The sequence below is a fragment of the Candidatus Poriferisocius sp. genome (assembly GCF_965204015.1).
GTDB lineage: Bacteria > Actinomycetota > Acidimicrobiia > Acidimicrobiales > Bin134 > Poriferisocius.
This window is the reverse complement of the sequence record NZ_OZ241965.1, coordinates 1,755,423-1,774,846: the sequence shown is the minus strand read 5'-3', so window position 1 is coordinate 1,774,846 and position 19,424 is coordinate 1,755,423. Positions and strand designations below refer to the sequence as shown.

General features: G+C 64.6%; 21 protein-coding genes. 10 read left to right on the top strand and 11 right to left on the bottom strand.

The genetic code is table 11. From position 1 onward, the window contains the following. Positions 1 to 76: 76 nt before the first annotated feature. The gene (locus tag ACOGJC_RS07890; RefSeq protein WP_419847951.1) at positions 77 to 2,116 is read left to right on the top strand and encodes a GMC family oxidoreductase; all 2,040 of its coding nucleotides are present in this window, start codon (positions 77 to 79) and stop codon (positions 2,114 to 2,116) included. Positions 2,117 to 2,145: 29 nt separating this feature from the next. Here the strand turns inward: ACOGJC_RS07890 and ACOGJC_RS07885 are convergent, their stop codons facing one another. Together ACOGJC_RS07885 and ACOGJC_RS07880 are read right to left on the bottom strand one after the other, a co-directional pair. Further along, complete coding sequence (locus ACOGJC_RS07885; protein WP_419847950.1) at positions 2,146 to 2,829, bottom strand: GntR family transcriptional regulator; 684 nt, start codon at positions 2,827 to 2,829, stop codon at positions 2,146 to 2,148. 65 nt (positions 2,830 to 2,894) lie between these two features. Then, entirely contained in the window at positions 2,895 to 3,644 is a 750-nt protein-coding gene (locus ACOGJC_RS07880; protein WP_419847949.1) for a hypothetical protein, read from the bottom strand. A 26-nt stretch (positions 3,645 to 3,670) separates the two neighbouring features. Between ACOGJC_RS07880 and ACOGJC_RS07875 the strand changes: the two genes are divergently transcribed. The 4 genes from ACOGJC_RS07875 to ACOGJC_RS07860 all read left to right on the top strand — a co-directional run bounded on the left by ACOGJC_RS07875 (position 3,671) and on the right by ACOGJC_RS07860 (position 6,247). Then, complete coding sequence (locus tag ACOGJC_RS07875; protein ID WP_419847948.1) at positions 3,671 to 4,441, top strand: DUF1295 domain-containing protein; 771 nt, start codon at positions 3,671 to 3,673, stop codon at positions 4,439 to 4,441. Between the two features lie 51 nt (positions 4,442 to 4,492). Then, complete coding sequence (locus ACOGJC_RS07870; protein WP_419847947.1) at positions 4,493 to 4,759, top strand: type II toxin-antitoxin system Phd/YefM family antitoxin; 267 nt, start codon at positions 4,493 to 4,495, stop codon at positions 4,757 to 4,759. 27 nt (positions 4,760 to 4,786) lie between these two features. Continuing rightward, the gene (locus ACOGJC_RS07865) at positions 4,787 to 5,206 is read left to right on the top strand and encodes a type II toxin-antitoxin system VapC family toxin (RefSeq protein ID WP_419847946.1); all 420 of its coding nucleotides are present in this window, start codon (positions 4,787 to 4,789) and stop codon (positions 5,204 to 5,206) included. 123 nt (positions 5,207 to 5,329) lie between these two features. Continuing rightward, positions 5,330 to 6,247, top strand: a complete 918-nt coding sequence (locus ACOGJC_RS07860; protein ID WP_419847945.1) for a YbaY family lipoprotein — start codon at positions 5,330 to 5,332, stop codon at positions 6,245 to 6,247. Between the two features lie 10 nt (positions 6,248 to 6,257). On the opposite strand, the gene speB is transcribed toward ACOGJC_RS07860, so the two are convergent. Genes speB through ACOGJC_RS07825 form a run of 7 tightly spaced genes read right to left on the bottom strand, consistent with a single transcriptional unit; the run spans position 6,258 to position 13,089 of the window. Beyond that, the gene (gene speB / locus ACOGJC_RS07855; RefSeq protein ID WP_419847944.1) at positions 6,258 to 7,199 is read right to left on the bottom strand and encodes an agmatinase; all 942 of its coding nucleotides are present in this window, start codon (positions 7,197 to 7,199) and stop codon (positions 6,258 to 6,260) included. Between the two features lie 44 nt (positions 7,200 to 7,243). Next, positions 7,244 to 8,347 carry a polyamine ABC transporter substrate-binding protein gene (locus ACOGJC_RS07850; RefSeq protein WP_419847943.1) on the bottom strand — a complete coding sequence of 368 codons (1,104 nt, stop codon included), beginning with the start codon at positions 8,345 to 8,347 and terminating at the stop codon, positions 7,244 to 7,246. Then, positions 8,344 to 9,258 (bottom strand): ABC transporter permease, encoded by a 915-nt coding sequence (locus ACOGJC_RS07845; protein ID WP_419847942.1) that lies wholly within the window; start codon positions 9,256 to 9,258, stop codon positions 8,344 to 8,346. The genes ACOGJC_RS07850 and ACOGJC_RS07845 overlap by 4 nt, the downstream gene beginning before the upstream one ends. Further along, the gene (locus tag ACOGJC_RS07840) at positions 9,255 to 10,166 is read right to left on the bottom strand and encodes an ABC transporter permease (RefSeq protein ID WP_419847941.1); all 912 of its coding nucleotides are present in this window, start codon (positions 10,164 to 10,166) and stop codon (positions 9,255 to 9,257) included. The genes ACOGJC_RS07845 and ACOGJC_RS07840 overlap by 4 nt, the downstream gene beginning before the upstream one ends. Beyond that, positions 10,163 to 11,257 (bottom strand): ABC transporter ATP-binding protein, encoded by a 1,095-nt coding sequence (locus tag ACOGJC_RS07835; RefSeq protein WP_419847940.1) that lies wholly within the window; start codon positions 11,255 to 11,257, stop codon positions 10,163 to 10,165. Before ACOGJC_RS07835 ends, ACOGJC_RS07840 begins: the two co-directional genes overlap by 4 nt. After that, complete coding sequence (locus ACOGJC_RS07830) at positions 11,257 to 11,715, bottom strand: Lrp/AsnC family transcriptional regulator (protein ID WP_419847939.1); 459 nt, start codon at positions 11,713 to 11,715, stop codon at positions 11,257 to 11,259. The genes ACOGJC_RS07835 and ACOGJC_RS07830 overlap by 1 nt, the downstream gene beginning before the upstream one ends. A 15-nt stretch (positions 11,716 to 11,730) precedes the next feature. Then, positions 11,731 to 13,089, bottom strand: coding sequence for an aspartate aminotransferase family protein (locus ACOGJC_RS07825; RefSeq protein ID WP_419847938.1), 1,359 nt, complete (start codon positions 13,087 to 13,089; stop codon positions 11,731 to 11,733). A gap of 181 nt (positions 13,090 to 13,270) precedes the next feature. Between ACOGJC_RS07825 and ACOGJC_RS07820 the strand changes: the two genes are divergently transcribed. Together ACOGJC_RS07820 and ACOGJC_RS07815 are read left to right on the top strand one after the other, a co-directional pair. Continuing rightward, positions 13,271 to 14,692 (top strand): gamma-aminobutyraldehyde dehydrogenase, encoded by a 1,422-nt coding sequence (locus ACOGJC_RS07820; protein WP_419847937.1) that lies wholly within the window; start codon positions 13,271 to 13,273, stop codon positions 14,690 to 14,692. Between the two features lie 64 nt (positions 14,693 to 14,756). Further along, complete coding sequence (locus ACOGJC_RS07815) at positions 14,757 to 16,136, top strand: NAD(P)/FAD-dependent oxidoreductase (protein WP_419847936.1); 1,380 nt, start codon at positions 14,757 to 14,759, stop codon at positions 16,134 to 16,136. A 19-nt stretch (positions 16,137 to 16,155) separates the two neighbouring features. On the opposite strand, the gene ACOGJC_RS07810 is transcribed toward ACOGJC_RS07815, so the two are convergent. After that, entirely contained in the window at positions 16,156 to 16,935 is a 780-nt protein-coding gene (locus tag ACOGJC_RS07810) for an SDR family oxidoreductase (RefSeq protein ID WP_419847935.1), read from the bottom strand. After that, positions 16,932 to 17,714: an SRPBCC family protein gene (locus ACOGJC_RS07805; protein WP_419847934.1), complete on the bottom strand. Its 783-nt coding sequence runs from the start codon at positions 17,712 to 17,714 to the stop codon at positions 16,932 to 16,934. Before ACOGJC_RS07805 ends, ACOGJC_RS07810 begins: the two co-directional genes overlap by 4 nt. Before the next feature lie 179 nt (positions 17,715 to 17,893). On the opposite strand from ACOGJC_RS07805, the gene ACOGJC_RS07800 reads away from it, so the two are divergent. From ACOGJC_RS07800 to ACOGJC_RS07790, 3 genes are read left to right on the top strand one after another with little or no spacing between them, the layout of a single operon-like run. Next, positions 17,894 to 18,172: a type II toxin-antitoxin system Phd/YefM family antitoxin gene (locus ACOGJC_RS07800; protein WP_419847933.1), complete on the top strand. Its 279-nt coding sequence runs from the start codon at positions 17,894 to 17,896 to the stop codon at positions 18,170 to 18,172. Continuing rightward, positions 18,159 to 18,575 carry a type II toxin-antitoxin system VapC family toxin gene (locus tag ACOGJC_RS07795; RefSeq protein ID WP_419847932.1) on the top strand — a complete coding sequence of 139 codons (417 nt, stop codon included), beginning with the start codon at positions 18,159 to 18,161 and terminating at the stop codon, positions 18,573 to 18,575. Before ACOGJC_RS07800 ends, ACOGJC_RS07795 begins: the two co-directional genes overlap by 14 nt. A gap of 50 nt (positions 18,576 to 18,625) precedes the next feature. Further along, positions 18,626 to 19,417: a phytanoyl-CoA dioxygenase family protein gene (locus ACOGJC_RS07790; RefSeq protein WP_419847931.1), complete on the top strand. Its 792-nt coding sequence runs from the start codon at positions 18,626 to 18,628 to the stop codon at positions 19,415 to 19,417. Positions 19,418 to 19,424 lie beyond the last annotated feature (7 nt).

Genomic DNA, 19,424 nt, shown 5'->3' with positions numbered 1-19,424 from the left:
AAAAAGCCTGCGAGGAGTGCCCGGCCATGGCGGCAGTTCGGTACCGCGTGGCACTGTACGGTCCGAGCCTGTGAGCATGGGTCTCGGGAAAGAAGGAGCGGCTTCTCAGAGTGCTCCGCTGACCGCGGCTGACCGGGCGACGCTCCAACTATGGGTCGAGGAGATCGTCCCGCCCGAGGTCGATCACCGGGGGGGCTGGCTGGACGGTGTGGAGGCCTTTCTCGACACTGAGTGGGATGGTCTCCTCACCTGGGCTCAGGCGCCGGTGCGCGCTGCGCTCGACCTCGACCCGGACGCATCGGGGTCTGTTGGCGAGCTGGCCGATGAGCTTCGCTTCTCGTTGATCCGCGTCGCCCATGAGGGCTTCTACGGCGCACCCCACCTCGCCAACCCGCCGGGCTGGCGGACAGTCGGGTACTCGCCCTTGCCCGACGGCGTGGTTCCCGTCGAGCCCGATCCGCTGCCCGCAATCTCTCTGGGTGCGGCCGCGGAGCACTACGACACCATCGTGATCGGGGCGGGCACTGGTGGTGGCGTCGTGGCCGGGGTGCTGGCCGATGCCGGAGAGCGGGTGCTGCTCGTGGAGCGGTCCCGTCAGCATCGGGGCGACGAGCTGCGAAATGATCACCTCCGAGGAAAACGGGCTGCTGTGTATGCACCCACGGCCGGCCCCGAGAACCCGGCCGACGAGCCCCGGGTGCAAGTCGACATAGACGGCCAGGAAACAACGCTGTATGCCGACAATCTGGGCTGGGGCCTGAACGCCATGACGGTGGGGGGCGGCACCCGTCTCTGGCAGGGCCAGGCCTGGCGTTTCTTGCCTGAGGACTTCCGAATGGCGAGTGTCTACGGAGTGCCCGAAGGGTCGACCCTTGTCGACTGGCCGATTGGCTACGACGACATGGAACCGTGGTACGAGGTCGCCGAGCACCAGATCGGGGTGTGCGGCGACGCGGCCTTTCTTCGGCACTATCGGCCCCAGGCCAGCGACTTCCCGATGCCGCCGTTTCCCAAAGACCCGCGCTCCCACGCCCTCAAAAGCGCAGCCGACGAGCTCGGGTGGCGCAGTGGTCCTTTGTCGTTCGCCATAAATACCCGAGCTCGCCACGGACGCCTGGCCTGTGTGAGATGCTCGCAGTGCTGCGGGCACTCCTGCCCGGTGGATGCCAAGGCCGGCAGCCACAACACAGTGCTTCGGCGCGCCATGGCGCGACCGTCGAACACGATCGACCTCCTGCCCAGAGCGCGCGCTCTCCGGCTCACCACTCAGGGCAGCCGCGCGACTGGAGTGGTTATCGCCGCCGAGGGCTCGACCCGCACGATCAACGCCGCACGCGTCGTTGTAAGCGCCGGTGCCGCGGAGACGCCCCGGCTGCTGCTGTGGTCGGGAGTGGGCAACGACCACGTCGGCCGCCACCTCCAGGGCCACTCCTACGCGATTGTGTACGGCATGCATCCCGACGGATTCGATCCCTGGGCAGGGCCGGGGCACTCCCGGTCGACGCTGGACTTCAACCACCACAACCCGGGTGTTATCGGCGGCGGCGTGATCCACGACAGCAACCAGAACTTGCCGATATCGGCCGCCACCGCCTTCCCGGGGTTGTCGGGCGTCCCAGCCTTCGGCCCCGAGCACAGCGACTTCATGCGAAACGACTTTCCCCGGGTGGTGACGATGATGGGCTGCGGCCAACAGATTCCCAGCCAAACCGCCCGGGTAACCCTGGACCCCGCAGTTCGGGACAACCACGGCGTTCCCGTGGTGCGATTCTCAGGAGGGGCGCACCCCGCCGACGAGCCAATGCACGAATACCTGTCGAGCCGGTGCTCCGACTGGCTGGAGGCAATGGGATGCACCGGCATCGTGGATCTCGGCGCGATTATGCGCCAGTACTTCGCCCGGTCTGCGTCCTCCGGCGAGCACGGTGCCGGAACCTGCCGCATGGGCGACGACCCGGCCGAAAGCGCCACCGACCGGTTCGGACGCGTCCACGGAACGGACAACGTCTATGTCGCCGACGCTTCCCTGCACCCCACCAACGCCGGCCTCAACCCCGGCCTAACAGTGCTCGCCAACGCATTCCGGATCGCCGATCACTTGGCAACCCCTGGTTAGGCATGTGGCCGCGTTCCCCCGCGGCAACGCTATGAGGCTGCCGCCACCCCGCTGCGGTCCTCGCGGTCTACGAAGCTGGCCGCCTCAACCGCGCCTCTGATGAATTCAACCGTAGAAGCAAGATGGCTCCGCAAGGCTTCTGCGGCCGCGGAATGGTCACCATTGCTAAGGGAATCCACTATCAGCCTGTGCTCATCACCCGCTGCATCATGTCGGTGGTGGAGCGACAGCCGCTGATAGCGGGCGGAATGCAGCCAGAGTTGGTCAATCAGCTTGAGCCGTCGAGGAGACCCAGCCATCTCATAGATCGCAAAGTGAAACTCGCGGTTCAGGGTGATAACCGCCGCGTGGTCGCCCTTGGCATAGCGCTCTTGGGCTTCACCGAGATTGCTCAAGAGCATGTCGATTTTCTTCTCGTTGCACCCCGATGCTTGCCTCACTGCTTCACATTCGAGTTCTGTTCGGATGTTGTACAAGTCGTCGAGGTCTTCTACCGACATTGAAGACACCCACGCGCCGCGGTTGTGGAAAACAGTGACGAATCCCTCGGACTCAAGAATTCGAAGCGCCTCACGCACTGGAATGAAGCTTGTGCCGCACCTCTCAGCGATCACCTTCGGTTGAAGCTTCGACTCTGGCTGATATGTGCCGTCGATAATGCCCTCCCGGAGGTGGCGCACCACGAGTTCCACTGTGCTATCGGGGTCATGCATCGGACTGAACCATAATTGGCGACTAAATATTATATCATTTGGCTCGGTTAGATCGGGTTCCTGGGTCACTCCGCCCGGTCGCCGAATGGGGTGTAGCGCCAGGCGATGATCTCGTCGTAGTCCATGGCGCCGTCGGGGAAGACGGTGAAGTTCTTCCGCTGATCCTCTAGTGCTGGTTTGGCTTCGGCGTAGGGTGAGCCCACTTCGTACACAACGAGGTGCTGAAACGGCATCCCGTTGGTCCCGATCTCGCCGTGGTCGATGGCCCACTGGGGAGTGAGGGTGTTGGCCGCGGCCCAGTAGCGCCGGCCGGTTAGGAAGCCAGGGGTCGCCATTACTTCCCGGTAGTGGATGGTGTACCAGTGCTCAAACCACTCAAGGTTGCCCTTGGTGGGATTGGCCAGCGAGATTCCGAGATGGTCAACCTCACCGGGGCTGGCCGAGCCGATCTGGGCACCGGTCTGGGTGAAGGCCCAGCTGGCCACGGCGTCGCGGTCGAGGCTGTCGCCGGGGCGAATGGAGTAGTCGTCCTTGGTCGAAATTGCCTCGATGGCCGCGGCCAGATCGCCTTCGATCTCATACACGGCCATGAACTCGAACGGCATTGGCAGGTCGGCGCGGTCGGCGTGGGTGCGCATCCACTGGGGCGTCAGTACGTCGGCGTCGGGGCTCATGCGGTAGCGCTGCCCGCTGACCACCCCATCGCATGACACCACCTCGTGGAGATGGACTTCGTGCCACTGGTGATACCGGGCCTCCCGACCGATCACCGGGTTGGTGAAGGTCAACAGCACATGACGGTCGGTGGAGTCCACAACCCACAACGGTACGCTGATCGCAGATGGTCTTCTGGGTGGCTGCGGTGGTGATCGCCGGGATGATGCTGGCGGTGTGGGTTATCAGCGTGGCGATTCGAGACGCCGGCATCGTCGACATCTTGTGGGGCTTCGGCTTCGTGGTGGTGGCCTGGGTGAGCTTGGCGGTCACCGACGGACACGGCGTTCGGGCTGCCCTGTTGGTGGCCATGGCCACCACTTGGGGGCTTCGCCTGGCTATACACCTGGCGTTTCGCAACATCGGCGCAGAAGAGGACTTCCGCTACCAGTCCATGCGCCGAAGAGCCGGAGACCGCTTCTGGCTCACCAGCCTGGTGCGGGTGTTCGGCTTGCAAGCCGCGGCCATGTGGGTGATGTCGCTTCCGCTCATGATCGGCATCAGCGACGCCGACCGGGGATGGAGGGCACTGTGGGTGATCGGTGCAGTGGTATTCCTGATCGGCTTCGCCTTCGAAGCCGTCGGCGATTGGCAGCTCACCCGGTTCAAGGCCGATCCGGCCAATGCGGGGAAGCTGATGGATCGAGGCCTGTGGCGCTACAGCCGCCACCCCAACTACTTCGGCGACGCCTGCGCCTGGTGGGGCATCGGTTTGGTGGCCGCTTCCACGCCGATCGGGATCGTGGGCCTGATCGCCCCGGCGATGATCACCTGGATCCTGGTCAAAGTGTCCGGGGTCCCCATGGTCGAACACCGCCTGAACAAGACCCGCCCCGGCTACGCCGAATACATCCAGCGAACCAGCCCCTTCCTACCCCGCCGCCCTGAAACCGGATAAGGCCACAGATTCATGGTCACAAACATGGTCATCTGGTGGTAGGGTCTGTTCGTGGCAATAGAGACTCAGCAGCCAAGAACTATTTCCGCCGGAGAGTTCAAGGCCAAGTGCCTGAAGCTCATGGATGAGGTCAACGAAACCGGCATTCCGATTGTCATCACCAAACGAGGCACACCCGTGTCCCGTCTTGTTCCGGCACATGGCGAAGGCACGGGCATTTGCGGCTCTTTTCCGGAGTTCGCCGGTTTCTGGGACGACCCTAGCGAAACGGTCATAGACCCGGAGGCAGTGACCGGCATGGCCGACGACTGGGGCTGACGCCCCCACCTGCACCGAAGGAACTGCATGATCTTGCTGGACACTCATGTCTTGGTGTGGGCCGTGACCGGCGACACCGCCAAGCTGCCGCAGACCATCCTTGATGGCATTGATCGAGCCATCAGCCGAGGTGAGGCAGCCGTCTCCGCCGCCACCTTCTGGGAACTGGAGGTCAAGCGCAGAAAGCCACGAGGAAATCTGCCACCCCTCCCAGGCATCAAGGAATTGCGTGCCGGTGTCCTGAGGCAGGGCCTGAGCGAGATACCCGTCACCGGATCACTCTGGGTGGACGCCATCAGCCTGGTGGACGAGGGATTCCACCAAGACCCCGCCGACCAGCTCATTGTCGCCACAGCAATCCTCCACCAGCACGAACTCCTTACCAAGGACGCAAAGCTCCGGGCGTGGGCGCAACAGACCGGCCGTGTCCAATTGGCCACAACATGATCGTCTCCACCCCCAGTCGCGCTAAGGCGGGAACCTGAGTAGGCGGCTGCCTCGTCTCATCTATTGAGGTCGAACCAAGAGGCGTCGACCCAACCGTAGACTTCCCAACAGCGAGATTCACCTATGAAGGCCAAGCGCATGACCCGACTGATCGCCACCCTTGGCGCGGTGATTGCCCTGTTGTTTGTCACCGGATGCGGTGGCGGCGCCGACGAGGAGCCGGTAACCGTGGTGGGTTCAGGGCCGGATGCCACAGCCACCAGCACCACCTCCCAAACCTCTGAGCAGACTACGGCAACCGCCATCGTCCCCCCGACAGTCGATCCCGACGCCAACGCCTCGGTAACGGGCACAGTCACCTACCGAGAGCGGATCGCGCTGAGTCCCGGTGCCGTCGTCACCGTGCAGCTCCGGGACACTTCTCTCATGGATGTGGCCTCTGAGCTGATCGCCGAGCAGGTCATCGCCAATCCGGGCCAGGTCCCCGTCGCATTCGAGGTGTACTACAACGAAGACGACATCGACCCCCGCAACACCTATTCCATCCAGGCCAGGATCACCGAGTCCGACGGCCGGCTGGCTTTCATCAACGACACCGCCTACGACGTGATCACCCGGGGCAATCCCACCCGGGTCGACATGGTGCTGGTGATCGTGCAGCCGCCGCCCGACCCCACCGGCGAGTGGAACGAGGAGAACTCCCGCCAATATGTGGAAGAAGAGGTTGAGGTGATCGGGGCCGAAGTGGTGGAGTACCACCCCGAGGTCATAATTCTGGTGGACCACTACCAGTCCACCGTCGAGAACTGCGTCCGCCGGGGCAGCCAGTCGTTTGAGATCATCGGCTCGAACATCTACGCCACCATCACCCTCACCGTCCCGCCACCCACCCCATGGGCCATCGATTGCGACGCAGAAAGGGTCGTGGTCGAAGAGGTAATCCGCTTCGGCGATGCCCTCACCCCCGGCCAGACCTACCGGGTGTTCGTCAACGGCACCGAAACCACCACTTTCACCGCCCCCCTGGCCGATACCCCGTAGGGGTCCCCAATCAGTCCGAGTACTGCACTCCCGGGAGGACGCAGAGCATTTCGAACAGGAGGTTGGCGGCGGTTAGGGGGGTGGCGCCGGTGGGGTCGTAGATGGGGGCCACTTCTACTAGTTCGCAGCCGACCAGGGTGAGGCCCCGGCAGCCTCGGATGATCTCCAGGGCTTGGGGGGCGGTGAGGCCGCCGATCTCGGGGGTGCCGGTGCCGGGGGCGAAGGCTGGGTCGAGGGCGTCGATGTCGAAGCTGACATAGACGGGGCCGCCTCCCACCTTGTCTCGCACTTCGGCCATGAGCGGCTCCAGCGAGCGGTTCCAGCACTCTTCCACCTGCACAACTCGGAATCCCTGCTCGCGTGACCAGTCGAAGTCGTCGGCGGCATAGCCGGTGCCGCGCACCCCGATCTGGGCTACCCGGTGGGTGTCGAGCAGATCCTCTTCCACTGCTCGGCGAAACGGTGTGCCGTGGGCGATGGCCTCGCCGAACATGTGGTCGTTGATGTCGGTGTGGGCGTCCACGTGGATCAGCCCCAGCGGTCCGTGCCTTTTGCGCATGGCCCGCATGATGGGCAGGGCCATGGTGTGGTCGCCCCCCATCGACACCGTGATCACATCGTGCTGGAGGAGTTCGTCGTAGAAGGCCTCGATGCGGGTCACCGCGTCGGCCAGGTTGTAGGGGTTGGTGGCCACGTCGCCGATGTCGTCGATGCGCAGGCTGTCGAACGGCGCCGCCCTCGTGGCCATGTTGTAGGGCCGGACCAGCACCGACTCGTCGCGGATTCCCCTCGGACCAAAGCGAGCCCCCGGCCGGTTGGACGTGCCGATGTCTATCGGCACGCCCACGACGGCGACGTCAAGATCGGCCGCCGCCGACCGGCCGGGAAGCCGCATGAAGGTGGCGATGCCCGCGAAACGGGGCATCTGATTGCCCCCGAGGGGTTGAGGCATGTCTGCCACCTTAGGACTCCAGTACGCCTAGTGGCCTGGGGCGATCAGCCCTTGGCCTCAATGAAGGCGTCGGAGAACTTCACCTCGAAGTCGCCGGTGTCCTGGATCTCCTCCAAGATCTCCACCGGGGCCACCCCAGGTGTGCTGAGGAAGTCCTGGAGGTCTTCGTCGAGCCCGCCGAACGCCGCTGCATTGGGAGTGGAGTAGTAGTTCCAGTTCGACAGAGCAGCGCCCTGTTCGGCGGTGAGCAGCCAGTTGATGAACGTGTGGGCCGTACACGGGCTGCCGGCGTCGAACGGAATCGCCATGTTGTCAATCCAACGGGTGCCGCCCTCGTCGGGCACGAAGTACACGTAGCGCGACGGGTCGTCGGTCTCCAGGAACTGGGTGAACATGTCGCCGGAGTAGCCGTGGGCGATCACCGTCTCGCCGGTGGTGAGGAACTCATCGGCCGAGTCGGTGTTGAACGCCGCCAGGCGGCCTCGGGCGCTGGCCACCAGATCGGTGGCCTCCTCCAGCTGGCCCTCGTCGGTGGAGTTCAGCGAGTAGCCCAGATACTTGAGGGCTGCGCCGATGGTCTCCCGGGGATCGTTGAGCAGCGAGATCGAGCCGCTGTGCTCATCGGCGATGGCCGGATCGAAGATCAGACCCCAGCTCCGGGGGAAGTCGGTGCCCACCGCTTCGGTGTCCACCGCGATGCCGGTGGTGCCCCACTGGTAGGGAACCGAGTAGTCGCCCGCCGGGTCGTAGATCAGGTTCCGGAAATCGCTCGAGATGTTGGCGATGTTGGGGATGGCGTCTTTGTTCAACGGCTGGACGGTCCCGCCGGCGATGAGGATGGCCACCATGTAGTCCGACGGCACGATCAGGTCGTAGCCCGAGTTGCCGGCGGCCACGATGGGCTGCATGGCCTCGTTGGAGTCGTAGACGTCCATGGTGACGCTCACGTCGTACTCATCTGAGAACGCGGCGAGCTGCTCCTCGTCGATGTACTCGGCCCAGTTGAAGATGTTGAGGTTGCCGTCGGTCTCGTTCACCTCGCAGTCGGCGATCTCACCTCCGTCATCGTCGTCATTGCCGCACGCTGCGGCTGTCAGCGCGAAGGCCAGCAGCACAGATAGCAGCCAGAACAGTTTCTTATTTCTCATTGGTTTATCCCCTCTTTGATTTGGGTGTTGGTTGTGGATGGAGCGGACACGGCTTGGCGGGCGGCGCGCAGCGACGGGCGCCCGCCGCGGCCGCTGAACTGCTGGAAGGCCAGCGACAGGGCGACGAGGATGACCGAAGCGGCGAGCATGAGCACCGAGGTGGCGTTGATCAGCGGGGTGACCCCCCGGCGGATGAGGCCGAACACGAACACCGGGAGGGTGGTGGCGCCCGGACCGGCGGCGAACTGGGTGATGACCACATCGTCGAGCGACAGCGTGAGGGCCAGCAGGGCCCCGCCCGCCACGCCGGGCACGATCTGGGGAAGGGTCACATGGCGGAACGTCTTCCACCGAGTGGCGTAGAGGTCCAAGGCGGCCTCCTCCAGCACCTCGCTCATGCCCGCCAGTCGGGCCCGCACCACCACCGACACGAAGCTGATGTTGAAGGCGATGTGGCTGATGGTGATGGAGCCGAGGCCCTTCTGGGCGTCCCAGCCGAACACCGACTCGAGGATGTCGAAGAACTCGGCGAAGAACAGCAGCATCATCACCGCCATAGTCACGTCGGGGATGATGATCGGGAGATAGAGCAGGGCGTCGAACACCTTGCGGCCCCGGAACTTGAAGCGTTCCAGGGCCAAAGCGCTCAGCGTGCCCAGCACCACCGAGATGACGGTGGAGAGCAGGGCCACCCGCACCGACACCCACACTGCGTTCTGGAGCTGGCTGTGCTCGACGAAGTCCTGGTACCACTCCAGCGTGAAGCCGCCCCACCGGCCCACGTTGCGGTCGTCGCTGAACGAGAACACGATCAGCACGAAGATGGGGGCGAAGAAGAACAGGTAGACCAGCCAGGAATGGGCCGTTAGCGCGATCTTGGTGGTGCCCCGGGGCTGGACCGTGCTGCTCACAGGTTCCTGCCCCCGGTTCGGAAGTACACCAGGGTGGCCACCAGCATCACCGCCATCAGCACGAACGACAGCGACGCCCCCACGGGCCAATTCCTCGCCGTAAGGAACTGGGTGACGATGTAGGAGCCGAGCAGCGTGGTCTTGGCCCCACCCAGGATCTCGGGGGTCACGTAGGCGCCCAGGCTGGGTACGAACACCAGGATCGACCCCGCGATCACCCCGGGCATCGACAGCGGGAGCAGGACCCGCCGAAACGTCTGGAAGCCCGACGCATACAGATCGCGGCTGGCCTCCACCAGGCTGAGATCGATGCGCTCGATCGACGCATAGAGGGGCAGCACCATGAACGGCAAGAACCCGTAGACCAGCCCGATCACCACCGCCGAGGTGGTGAACAGCAGCTCCCGCTCTCCCAGGCCGAGGGCCTCGGAGATGTTGGTGAACAGCCCGTCGTTGCCCAAAAGCACCCGCCAGGCGTAGTTGCGCACCAAGAAGTTGGTCCAGAACGGGATCATCACGAACACCAGCATCAGGTTGCGGACCAGGGGGGTGCGGGTGGCGATGAAGTAGGCGAACGGGTAGGCCACCACCAAGCAGATCAGCGTGGTGAGGATGGCCAGCCACAGCGATCGGAACAGGATGTCTCGAACGATGGGCTCGCCCAGCTTGTGGTAGGCGTCGAGGTTCCAGCCCGACAGGTCGGTACCGCCGAACCGGTTCCGGGTGGCGAACGAGTAGATCATCACGATCCCCAGCGGGACGGCGAAGAAGAGCACCAGATAGGCGTAGGCCGGGAGCGACAGCAGAAAACCCCGCCGAGACGCGGCCCGCTCAGCGGCCTTCTCGAACTCGGGAGTGGCGACGGCCGCTTCCTCGAGCCCCTCGGGCCGGTCGGCGACCATGGTCATGCCCGCACCACCGAGATGGCGTCAAGCGTCCACGACACCGCGACTTCTTCGCCGACGTGGGGCTGGTAGCCGCCGGGCTGGTTCTCTCGGCGGACCTCCAGCCGGGCCCAGTCCAACACCACCGTGTACACCAGGGCGTTGCCCAAATAGGTCACGCTCTCCAGGCGGCCGACCACCGATTGCTGTTCGGCGGGCACCTCTTCGGGCGGGTGCATTCCGGCCCGCTCCGGTCGCAGGCACACCGCCACCCGGGTGCCGACGGGGAGGTCCGACTTGCCGGGGATGTGCACCCCATTGGCCAGGCACACCGTGTCGTTCGACACCACCGAGGCATCGAGCAGGTTGGTTTGGCCGATGAAGTTGGCCACGAAACGGTTCACCGGGTGCTCGTAGATCTCCGCGGGAGTGCCCACCTGGAGGAGCTCGCCCTCGTTCATCACCCCGATCCGGTCGGCCATGGTCAGGGCCTCTTCTTGGTCGTGGGTGACGAACACGAAGGTGATGCCCACCTCGCGCTGGAGCGCCTTTAGCTCGCCCTGCATCTCTTGGCGGAGCTTGAGATCGAGGGCCCCCAGCGGCTCGTCGAGCAGCAGCACCTTGGGCCGGTTGACCAGCGCCCGGGCCAGCGCCACCCGCTGGCGCTGACCTCCCGAAAGCTGCTGGGACCGGCGCTGCTCCAAGCCTTCGAGACGCACCAGGCTGATGGCCTCTTGGACTCGGCCGGCGATCTCCTGCTTGGCCACCCGCTGCATCTTGAGCCCGAATGCCACGTTGGCCTCCACCGTCATGTGGGGGAACAGGGCGTAGTCCTGGAAGACGGTGTTCACCGGGCGCCTGTTGGGCGGCAGCGTGCCGGCCTCGTCGCCGAAGATCTTGAGGCTGCCCTCGGTGGGGAACTCCAGCCCGGCGACCATGCGCAGTGTGGTGGTCTTGCCGCACCCCGAGGGCCCAAGCAGGGCGAAGAACTCGCCGTCGGCGATCTCCAGGTCCACGTTGTCCACCGCCACCACCGAGCCGAAGCGCTTGGTGATGGCGGTGAGCTTCACCGCGGCGACCTGCTCGCTCACGTGATGATCCCCCCGGTCGCTCATCAGCCGGTGCCCCAGCTGTAGGTCTGCTTGACCAGGCGCAGATAGTTCAGCGTCTCCAGGGTGACCACGCCGGGAATGGCCCGGATGCGGTCGTTCACCACCGACATAAAGGCATCGCTGTCGGAGCACACGATTTCGGCGATGATGTCGAACCGCCCGGCCACGATGATCACGTACTCGGCCTCGCTGATCTCGGCGATGGCGTCAGCCACGCACCGGGCGTCTCCCGTCACCGAGACCCCCACCAGGGCTTGATAGCCCAATCCCAGCGCCACCGGGTCGGTCACCGCCACCACCTGGATGACTCCCCGCTCGATCAGCCGGTTGACCCGCTGGCGGGTGGCGGCCTGCGACAGCCCGACTAGCGGCGCGAGCTGAGCGTGGGGCAGGCGCCCGTCGATCTGGAGTTCGCGGATGATGGCCTTGTCGATGTCGTCGAGATCGAATACCGCGGTCATCTACTTACTCGCCCCCTATACCCGGGCCTGGGCCTCGGTCAGCGCAGTGCGCAAGATCTGGTTGATTCGCTCGAACTCGTCGGGCCCGGCGATCAGCGGCGGAGAGAGCTGAATCACCGGCTCGCCCCGGTCGTCGGCCCGGCAGATCAGCCCCAAATCGAGAAGTCGATTGGTGAGAAAGCCCCGCAGCAGCGATTCGGATTCCTCGGCCGAGAACGACTCCTTGGTGTCGCGGTCTTTCACCAGCTCGATCCCGTAGAAGTAGCCCATGCCCCGCACCTCGCCGACGATGGGCAGATCGGCCAGATCATCCAGGGCAGCTCGGAACGCGGTCTCGTTGGCCTGGACGTGGGCGAGGAGGTGCTCTTTCTCGAAGACATCGAGATTGGCCATCGCCACCGCGCAGCTCACCGGGTGCCCGGCAAAGGTGAACCCGTGCAGAAACGACTCATCGGTGCCCACGAACGGCTCGGCCAATCGGTCGCTGGCGATCATGGCGCCCAGAGGCGCGTAGCCCGATGTCAGCCCCTTGGCGCAGGTGATCATGTCGGGCACGTAGTCGAGCCGCTCCGATCCGAACATGCTGCCCAGGCGTCCGAACGCGCATATCACCTCATCGGACACCAGCAGGATCCCGTATCGGTCGCAGATCTCGCGGAGCCGGCCGAAGTACCCGTCGGGCGGCACGAAGCAGCCGCCGGAGTTCTGCACCGGCTCTATGAACACCGCGGCCACCGTTTCGGGCCCTTCTCGCAAGATGGCCTCTTCTATGTCGTCGGCACAGGCCAGCGTGCAGGCATCGCACGCCGCGCACAGTTCGCAGCGGTACCGGTTGGTGTTGGCGGCGTGGCTCACACCGGGTACCAGCGGCTCGAAGGGCTCCCGTATCTCGCTCAACCCAGTTATGGACAGCGCCCCCAGAGACGTGCCGTGGTAAGAGAGATAGCGGCTGACCACCTTGTGGCGCTCAGGCTGGCCGATCACCTTGAAGTACTGGCGGGCCAGCTTCCAGGCCGACTCCACCGCCTCCGACCCGCCGGTGGTGAAGAACACCCGGTTCAGGTCTCCAGGCGTGAACGAGGCCAGACGGGCGGCCAGCTCCACTGCTCCGGGATGGGCATAGGTCCAGATCGGGAAGTAGCCGAGCTGCGAGGCCTGGCGCCCGGCGGCCTCGGCTAGCTCCTCGCGTCCGTGACCCACCTGGGACACGAACAGGCCGGCCAATCCGTCAAGGTATTGGTTGCCTTTGGCATCCCACACGTAGCAGCCGTCGCCTCGCTCCATGATGCGCATGCGGTCGACCGCGCTGCCGAGGCTGCTGAAGTGGCCCCATAAGTGGCGGTCGGCCAACGCGACCAAATCGTCGTGCTGCATCGATGGTGCCCCCTACTCCCGCTAGTGATTACCGATTTAACACTAGAAAGGTCACTAGCGCAACCGATTCAGTTGTGATTTTCAATTTGACAACTAGTTATTGCCAAAACAGGGGCTTGATTGTGCGGGTTTGGTGCTGCAATATGAGCAAGGCAACAAAGAGTGCGGGGGTAGCAGAATCATGCTGACGGACAACTACATCAACGGGAAGTTCCAGCCAGCGATTGAAGGGGCGACCGATCAGGTGGTGAATCCGGCCACCGGGAAGGTGATCGGCGACGTGGCGTCCAGCTCGGCGGCTGATGTTGACGCCGCGGTCCAGGCCGCGGCCGCGGCCTTCCCCGAGTGGTCGGCCAAGACTCCCCGCGAGCGCAGCGAGATCCTCCACAAGGTGGCCGACATCGTGGAGGAGAACGTGGCCGAGCTGTCCGAGCTCGAGTGTGAGAACGTGGGCAAGCCGGTGTCGATCATCGAATTCGAAATGGATCAGCTGTGCGACAACTGGCGGTTTTTCGCCTCCGCGGGGCGCTTCCTCGACGGCAAGGCCGCTGGTGAATACCTCGAGGGCTATACCTCGATGGTGCGCCGCGACCCCATCGGGGTGGTGGGCTCCATCGCCCCGTGGAACTACCCGCTGTTCATGGCGACCTGGAAGCTCGGCCCGCCGCTGGCGGTCGGCAACACGGTGGTTCTGAAGCCCTCCGAGCTCACCCCCTACACCACGCTGCGGCTGGCCGAATTGCTCCAGGACGTGCTTCCGCCCGGGGTCTTCAACGTGGTGTGCGGCCAGGGCCAAGCCGCCGGAGTGCCGCTGGTGCAGCACCCCGATGTGGCCATGGTGTCGCTCACCGGTTCGGTGGCCGCTGGCAAGTCGGTGGCCCAAGAGGCGTCGGACTCGCTCAAGCGAGTGCATCTCGAACTGGGCGGGAAGGCTCCGGTGATCGTGTTCGACGACGCCGACGTCGAGGCAGTGGTGGCCAATCTGCGCGATAACAGCTTCTACAACACCGGCCAAGACTGCACCGCTCCTTGCCGGGTGATTGCCGGGTCCAAGGTGCACGACGACTTTGTGGCCCAGCTCACCGATGCCGCTGGCTCCGTGGTCACCGGCGACCCCACCGATGAGGACACCGAGATGGGCCCATTGGTGTCCGACGTGCAGCTAGACCGGGTGTCGGGATACGTCGACCGGGCGGCCGAAGCCGGTGCCGAGATAACCATCGGGGGCGGCCCGCGCGACAGCGAGGGCTACTTCTACCAGCCCTCGGTGGTGGTCGGGGTGGATCAGGCGTCGGAGATCGTGCAGCGGGAAGTGTTCGGCCCGGTCATCACCGTGCAGGCGGTACCCGATGAGGAGACGGCGCTGGCCTGGGCCAACGATTGCGACTATGGGCTGGCTGCCAGCGTGTGGACCAACGACGTGGGCCGGGCCATGCGCATGGCCAGGGGGCTGCGGTTCGGCACGGTGTGGGTGAACGACCACATCCCGATCATCTCGGAGATGCCCCACGGCGGCTTCAAGCAGTCGGGCTACGGCAAAGACATGTCTCTCTACGCCCTCGACCACTACACCGAGCTCAAGCACGTCATGGTGAAGCACTGAGCAATCACTTCTGGGCTTCGCAATCTTCGACGGCTGGTAGGGCTGTCCTGACCGGGTTCGACTCATGAGCGACCGCTACCACAACCAGTCGTTTTGGCACGACACCCTTCCCGGAACTTTGGAACAACGTCCTGCGCTGAGCGGCGACACCGATGTAGACGTCGCCATCGTGGGCGGGGGCTACACCGGGCTGTGGACTGCGTACTACCTGCTGTCCATCGACCCATCGATTCGGGTGATGGTGATAGAGCGCGACATCGTGGGCTTTGGCGCCTCGGGCCGCAACGGCGGCTGGTGCGTGGGGGAGTTGGCCGCTGGCCCCTGGCGGCACGAGGCCGCCGCCGGCAACGACGCGGCCCGCCGGTTTCTCCACTCGCTGCACGATGCGGTCGATGAGGTGGGTCGAGTGGCCGAGCACGAGGGGATCGATTGCCACTACGCCAAGGGTGGTGCCGTCCGCCTGGCCCGCAACCGGGCTCACCTCGCCCGCCAGCGCGAGCAAGTTGAGGTCTTCCATAGTGCTTACGGGCTCACCGAGGAAGACATGAGGATGCTCGGCGCCGATGAGGCCCGGAGCCACTTGGCCGCCACCGGGGTGGTAGGCGGCATGTTTTTTGCTCACACCGCGGCGCTTCACCCGGCCCGGTTGGTTCGAGGGCTCGGCGATGCTGTTGAACGCCTGGGCGGCAAGATCGTTGAGGGCACAGCCGCCACCGCCATCGAACCAGGTCGCGTTGCAACCGACCGTGGAGTCGTCAAAGCCGAGGCCGTGGTACGAGCCCTTGAGGGCTACACCGGAACGCTGGAGGGGAATCGCCGGTCCCTGGCTCCGCTGTACTCGCTGATGGTGGCCACCGAGCCCATCAACGACGCTCTCTGGGACGACATCGGATTGAGCCGCCGCCAGACGTTCACCGACGACCGGTTCATGGTCATCTACGGGCAGCGCACCGCCGACAACCGGATCGCGTTCGGAGGACGGGGAGCGCCCTACAACTACGGCTCGAGAATCGTCAGCTCGGTGGAACAGAGATCGCGCACCCACGAGAAGATCATCAAGACGCTGGTCGGGCTGCTGCCCATGCTCTCGGATGTGGCCATCACCCACCGTTGGGGAGGGGTGCTCGGTGTGCCCCGCGACTGGTTCCCATCGGTCGGTTTCGACCGGGACCGCGGCATGGCTTGGGGCGGTGGCTATGTGGGCGAAGGGGTGGCGGCTGCCAATATGGCCGGGCGGACCCTGGCCGAGCTGATCACCGAAACCGACTCCCCCCGCATCGACCTGCCCTGGGTGGGACACCAGTCGCGGCGATGGGAGCCCGAGCCGCTGCGCTGGCTGGGCATCAACGGGGCGCTGGGGATCATGGGCATCGCCGACCGCTCAGAGGCCATAACCGGCCGCAAGTCCCGCCTCGCCCGGCTGATGCAGCGGGTGCTGAGCTAAGCAGTTATCTGAGCGCTCATCACCCCTGCTCGACGTCGGAGGAGAATTCGTTGGCCACCTCGGGCTCGGGGGATCGCAGCAGAAGCGACTCGATCCCGAAGGTGGGGGCGGCGAACAGCGCGTCCATGCAGGCAACCAGACCGTTGGCCACCTCGTGGGCGTTCATGATTCCGGTGCGGAATCCCTGGCGCTGCCAGTGGGGGATGGCGGCCTCGAAGGCTTCGGGGGTGAAGGAATTGGCGAACTCGGTGGGCATGGTCGGCCCGAGGATCACGGTCACAAATCGACGGTTGCCCAAAAGTTCGGTGCGCCATCCCTCCATGGTCGCTTCCAGGGCCCGTTTGGACGCGGCGTAGGGAACCAGCGAGTGGCGGGGCATATCGGTGGAGTCCGACGACACCGCGGCCACCACCGCATCCTCGCTGAGATGGGGAAGGGCGGCTCTTATCACCAGGTTCGGGCCGAACAGATTGACGCCGAAGACCGCCTGCCAGTCGTCTTGGTCCAACTCCGCCATGGGCGCCATGGGCGACATGCCCGAGGTGTAGACGATGCCGTCGAGTCCGCCGAGGGCGCCCACCGCTTCGGCCACCCCCTGCTCGATGTTGGCCGGGTTGAGCACGTCGATGGTCACCACATGGCCGCCTCCGGCCTCGCCCACCGCCTCTTCGAGCACCTCGCGGCGTCGGGCGGCAAACACAACATCGGCACCGTGGCCCTGGAGGGCGATTGCGGTGGCCCGGCCCAGCCCCGATGAGGCGCCCACCACCAAAATCTTGCGTCCTTGCACTGCGTTCATTGGCCACTTCCTAGCGCATCGGCCAGCCACTGCTGCCACAGAGGCCCGTCCCTCTCGGCGGCTTCGGCCCCGTTGGCTCCGTAGAGGTACAGCCAAACCGACGCTCCGGCGTGCTCGCCGTACGATTCCACCGCCACGAAGCCGGTGCCCGGTGCGGGCCTGTCGACCAGCAGGGCGATTCGGTGAGAGGCGGCATCCACCACTGCGCCCGCTAAAGCGGGGACACCGGAGGCTTGGGCCTCGATCCGCTCGCCGACACTCGGAGCCGAGGGTATGCCCAGCGAAGCGGTAAGCGCGGTCCAGACCTCGTCAAGCGAGCCGGCCCCCATGGCGGTGGGCAGCATCGACGCTGCCGTCTGTCCGGCGAAGTGCTCCATGTGCAGCCGCAGGTTGGACATGAACAACTTCCAGCCTTCGACCATGCCGTCGTACTGAGCGTCCCACTCTCCGCCCTGACCGAAGCCGGAATTCACCAACCGCACCGCACATCTGTCGTCGCCCCGGGGCTCAACGGTCCACTCAAACGTCAACCCGTCAACCCCTTCGCCTCCGTCGAAACAGATCCGGCGAGGCGGCTCCCACACCGCCACCCGCCCAGGAATCTGCATCTCCGGCCCCGGCCCGAACGAGGCCATCGCCGAGCCGCCCGCCCGCTCTTCCACCGTGTGGGGCACATACCACGAAGAGATCCCCGGCCCGGTAGCCACCGCCCGCCACACCTCCTCGACCGTCCCCGGCACCTCGACTTCCAGTTCAATCGACCGGCGTTCCTCAGACATGGTGTTCACAGTAGTGGCATGTCGCTGACCAGGGCCGAAGACAAACCGCTTTTTGTGACTACATTAAGGGACTAATATCTGTGTACTTGATGGGTTCTGCAATGGGAACTACACTGAAATGAATGGAAACTATTGTTATGACTCAATACACGCCAGATTATAGCCACAAAGATCGCGCAGTGTCGGCACGGGAGTTCAAAACCCACTGCCTCCAGCTCATTCGCGAGGTCGAGGAAACCGGCGAGGAGATCATCATCACCCGCCATAAGAAGCCCGTCGCCCGGCTCGCCCCCGTAAAGAAGGAGTTCATCCCCTTGAGTGGAAGGGACAAGGGACGGCTCAAGATCTACGGCGACATCGTGTCCTCAGTGTGGGACGACGAGTCATTCGACATAGAGGATAACCCCGACAAAGTCCTCGACCCCGTTGCTTGGTACGAGAGTCGTGATAACGGTTGACACTCACACACTGATTTGGCTGCGCAATTCTGAGCCACGATTGGGGAACTCGACAAACACTATGTTAAGCCGAGCTCAATTTGATGGCGAGTTGGCAGCATCCTCAGCCGTGCTCTTCGAAGCAGCCCAATTGCATTTGAAGGGCAGGGTTGACTTGGGAATGCCCCCAAGGGCGTGGGCTCAAGACTGCATGGACATAGGCCTTCGCATCATCCCAGTCTCCGCCCATATCGCCATCGAGTCGTCGATGCTGGGCACCTCGGGATTCCACGGGGACCCCTTAGACCGCTTCATCACCGCAACCGCCATCGTTGGGGGCCACAGCCTGGTTACCGCCGACCGCCAGATCATCCAATGGGCTGAGCGCACCCGCCTCCTAGAAATCATGGACCCGGCCCCCTAGCGGATTCGCTCTGTTCGTTCTCAGAATCGACCGTTGGTAGATTTTTGGCGATGGGTTTGAATGAGGCGCAGAGGACTAGTTGGGAGGAGAACGGGTTCTTCATTGAGAGGGGGTTCGCCGACCGGGCTGTTGCCGACGCCATGGTTGAGCGGATCGTCGAGATCGCCCGGGCCGATGCGGCAGGGGAGCAGCGGCCCGATCTCTACATCACTCCCGACAAGACGAACAAGAACCCGGCCACCCCGGAGGTAGGAGTCTCCAAGATCTTCCGGGTCATGCGGGCCGAGCCGGTGTTCTATGAGTTCGCCACCGATCCCCGGTTGTTGGCGATGATGGGCGACCTCATCGGCCCCGACGTCGACTGCTTCTTGTCGCAGTTCATCTTCAAGCATCGCGGCACCCTCGGCCAGCCCTGGCACCAAGACGACTATTACTTCCGCATGACCCCCTTGCCCCAAGTGGGGGTGTGGCTGGCCTGCACTGCGGCCACCCCAGACAACGGGCCGCTGTGGATCGTCCCTGGTTCCCACACCGAGCCGATCCACGACGCCGTGCCCGACACCCGGGAGGGCGCCGGTCTGGCCTATGTGGAGATAGTCGATGTCCCTACCGACAGCGAGCAGATCGTGCTTATGGAGCCGGGTGATCTGCTGGTGTTCCACTCCCACCTCCGCCACCGGTCCACCGACAACCTCACCGATGGGATGCGGGCGGCCATGGTGTACCACTACGCCGCGGCCCATGCAGAGGGTTGGCGGGCATTCAATCAAGACTGGACCGAGGTACTGCGCGGCGGTCAGCCAGTGCGAGCATCAACAGAGCCGGTGCCCATCGAGTTCTGAGCGAAGG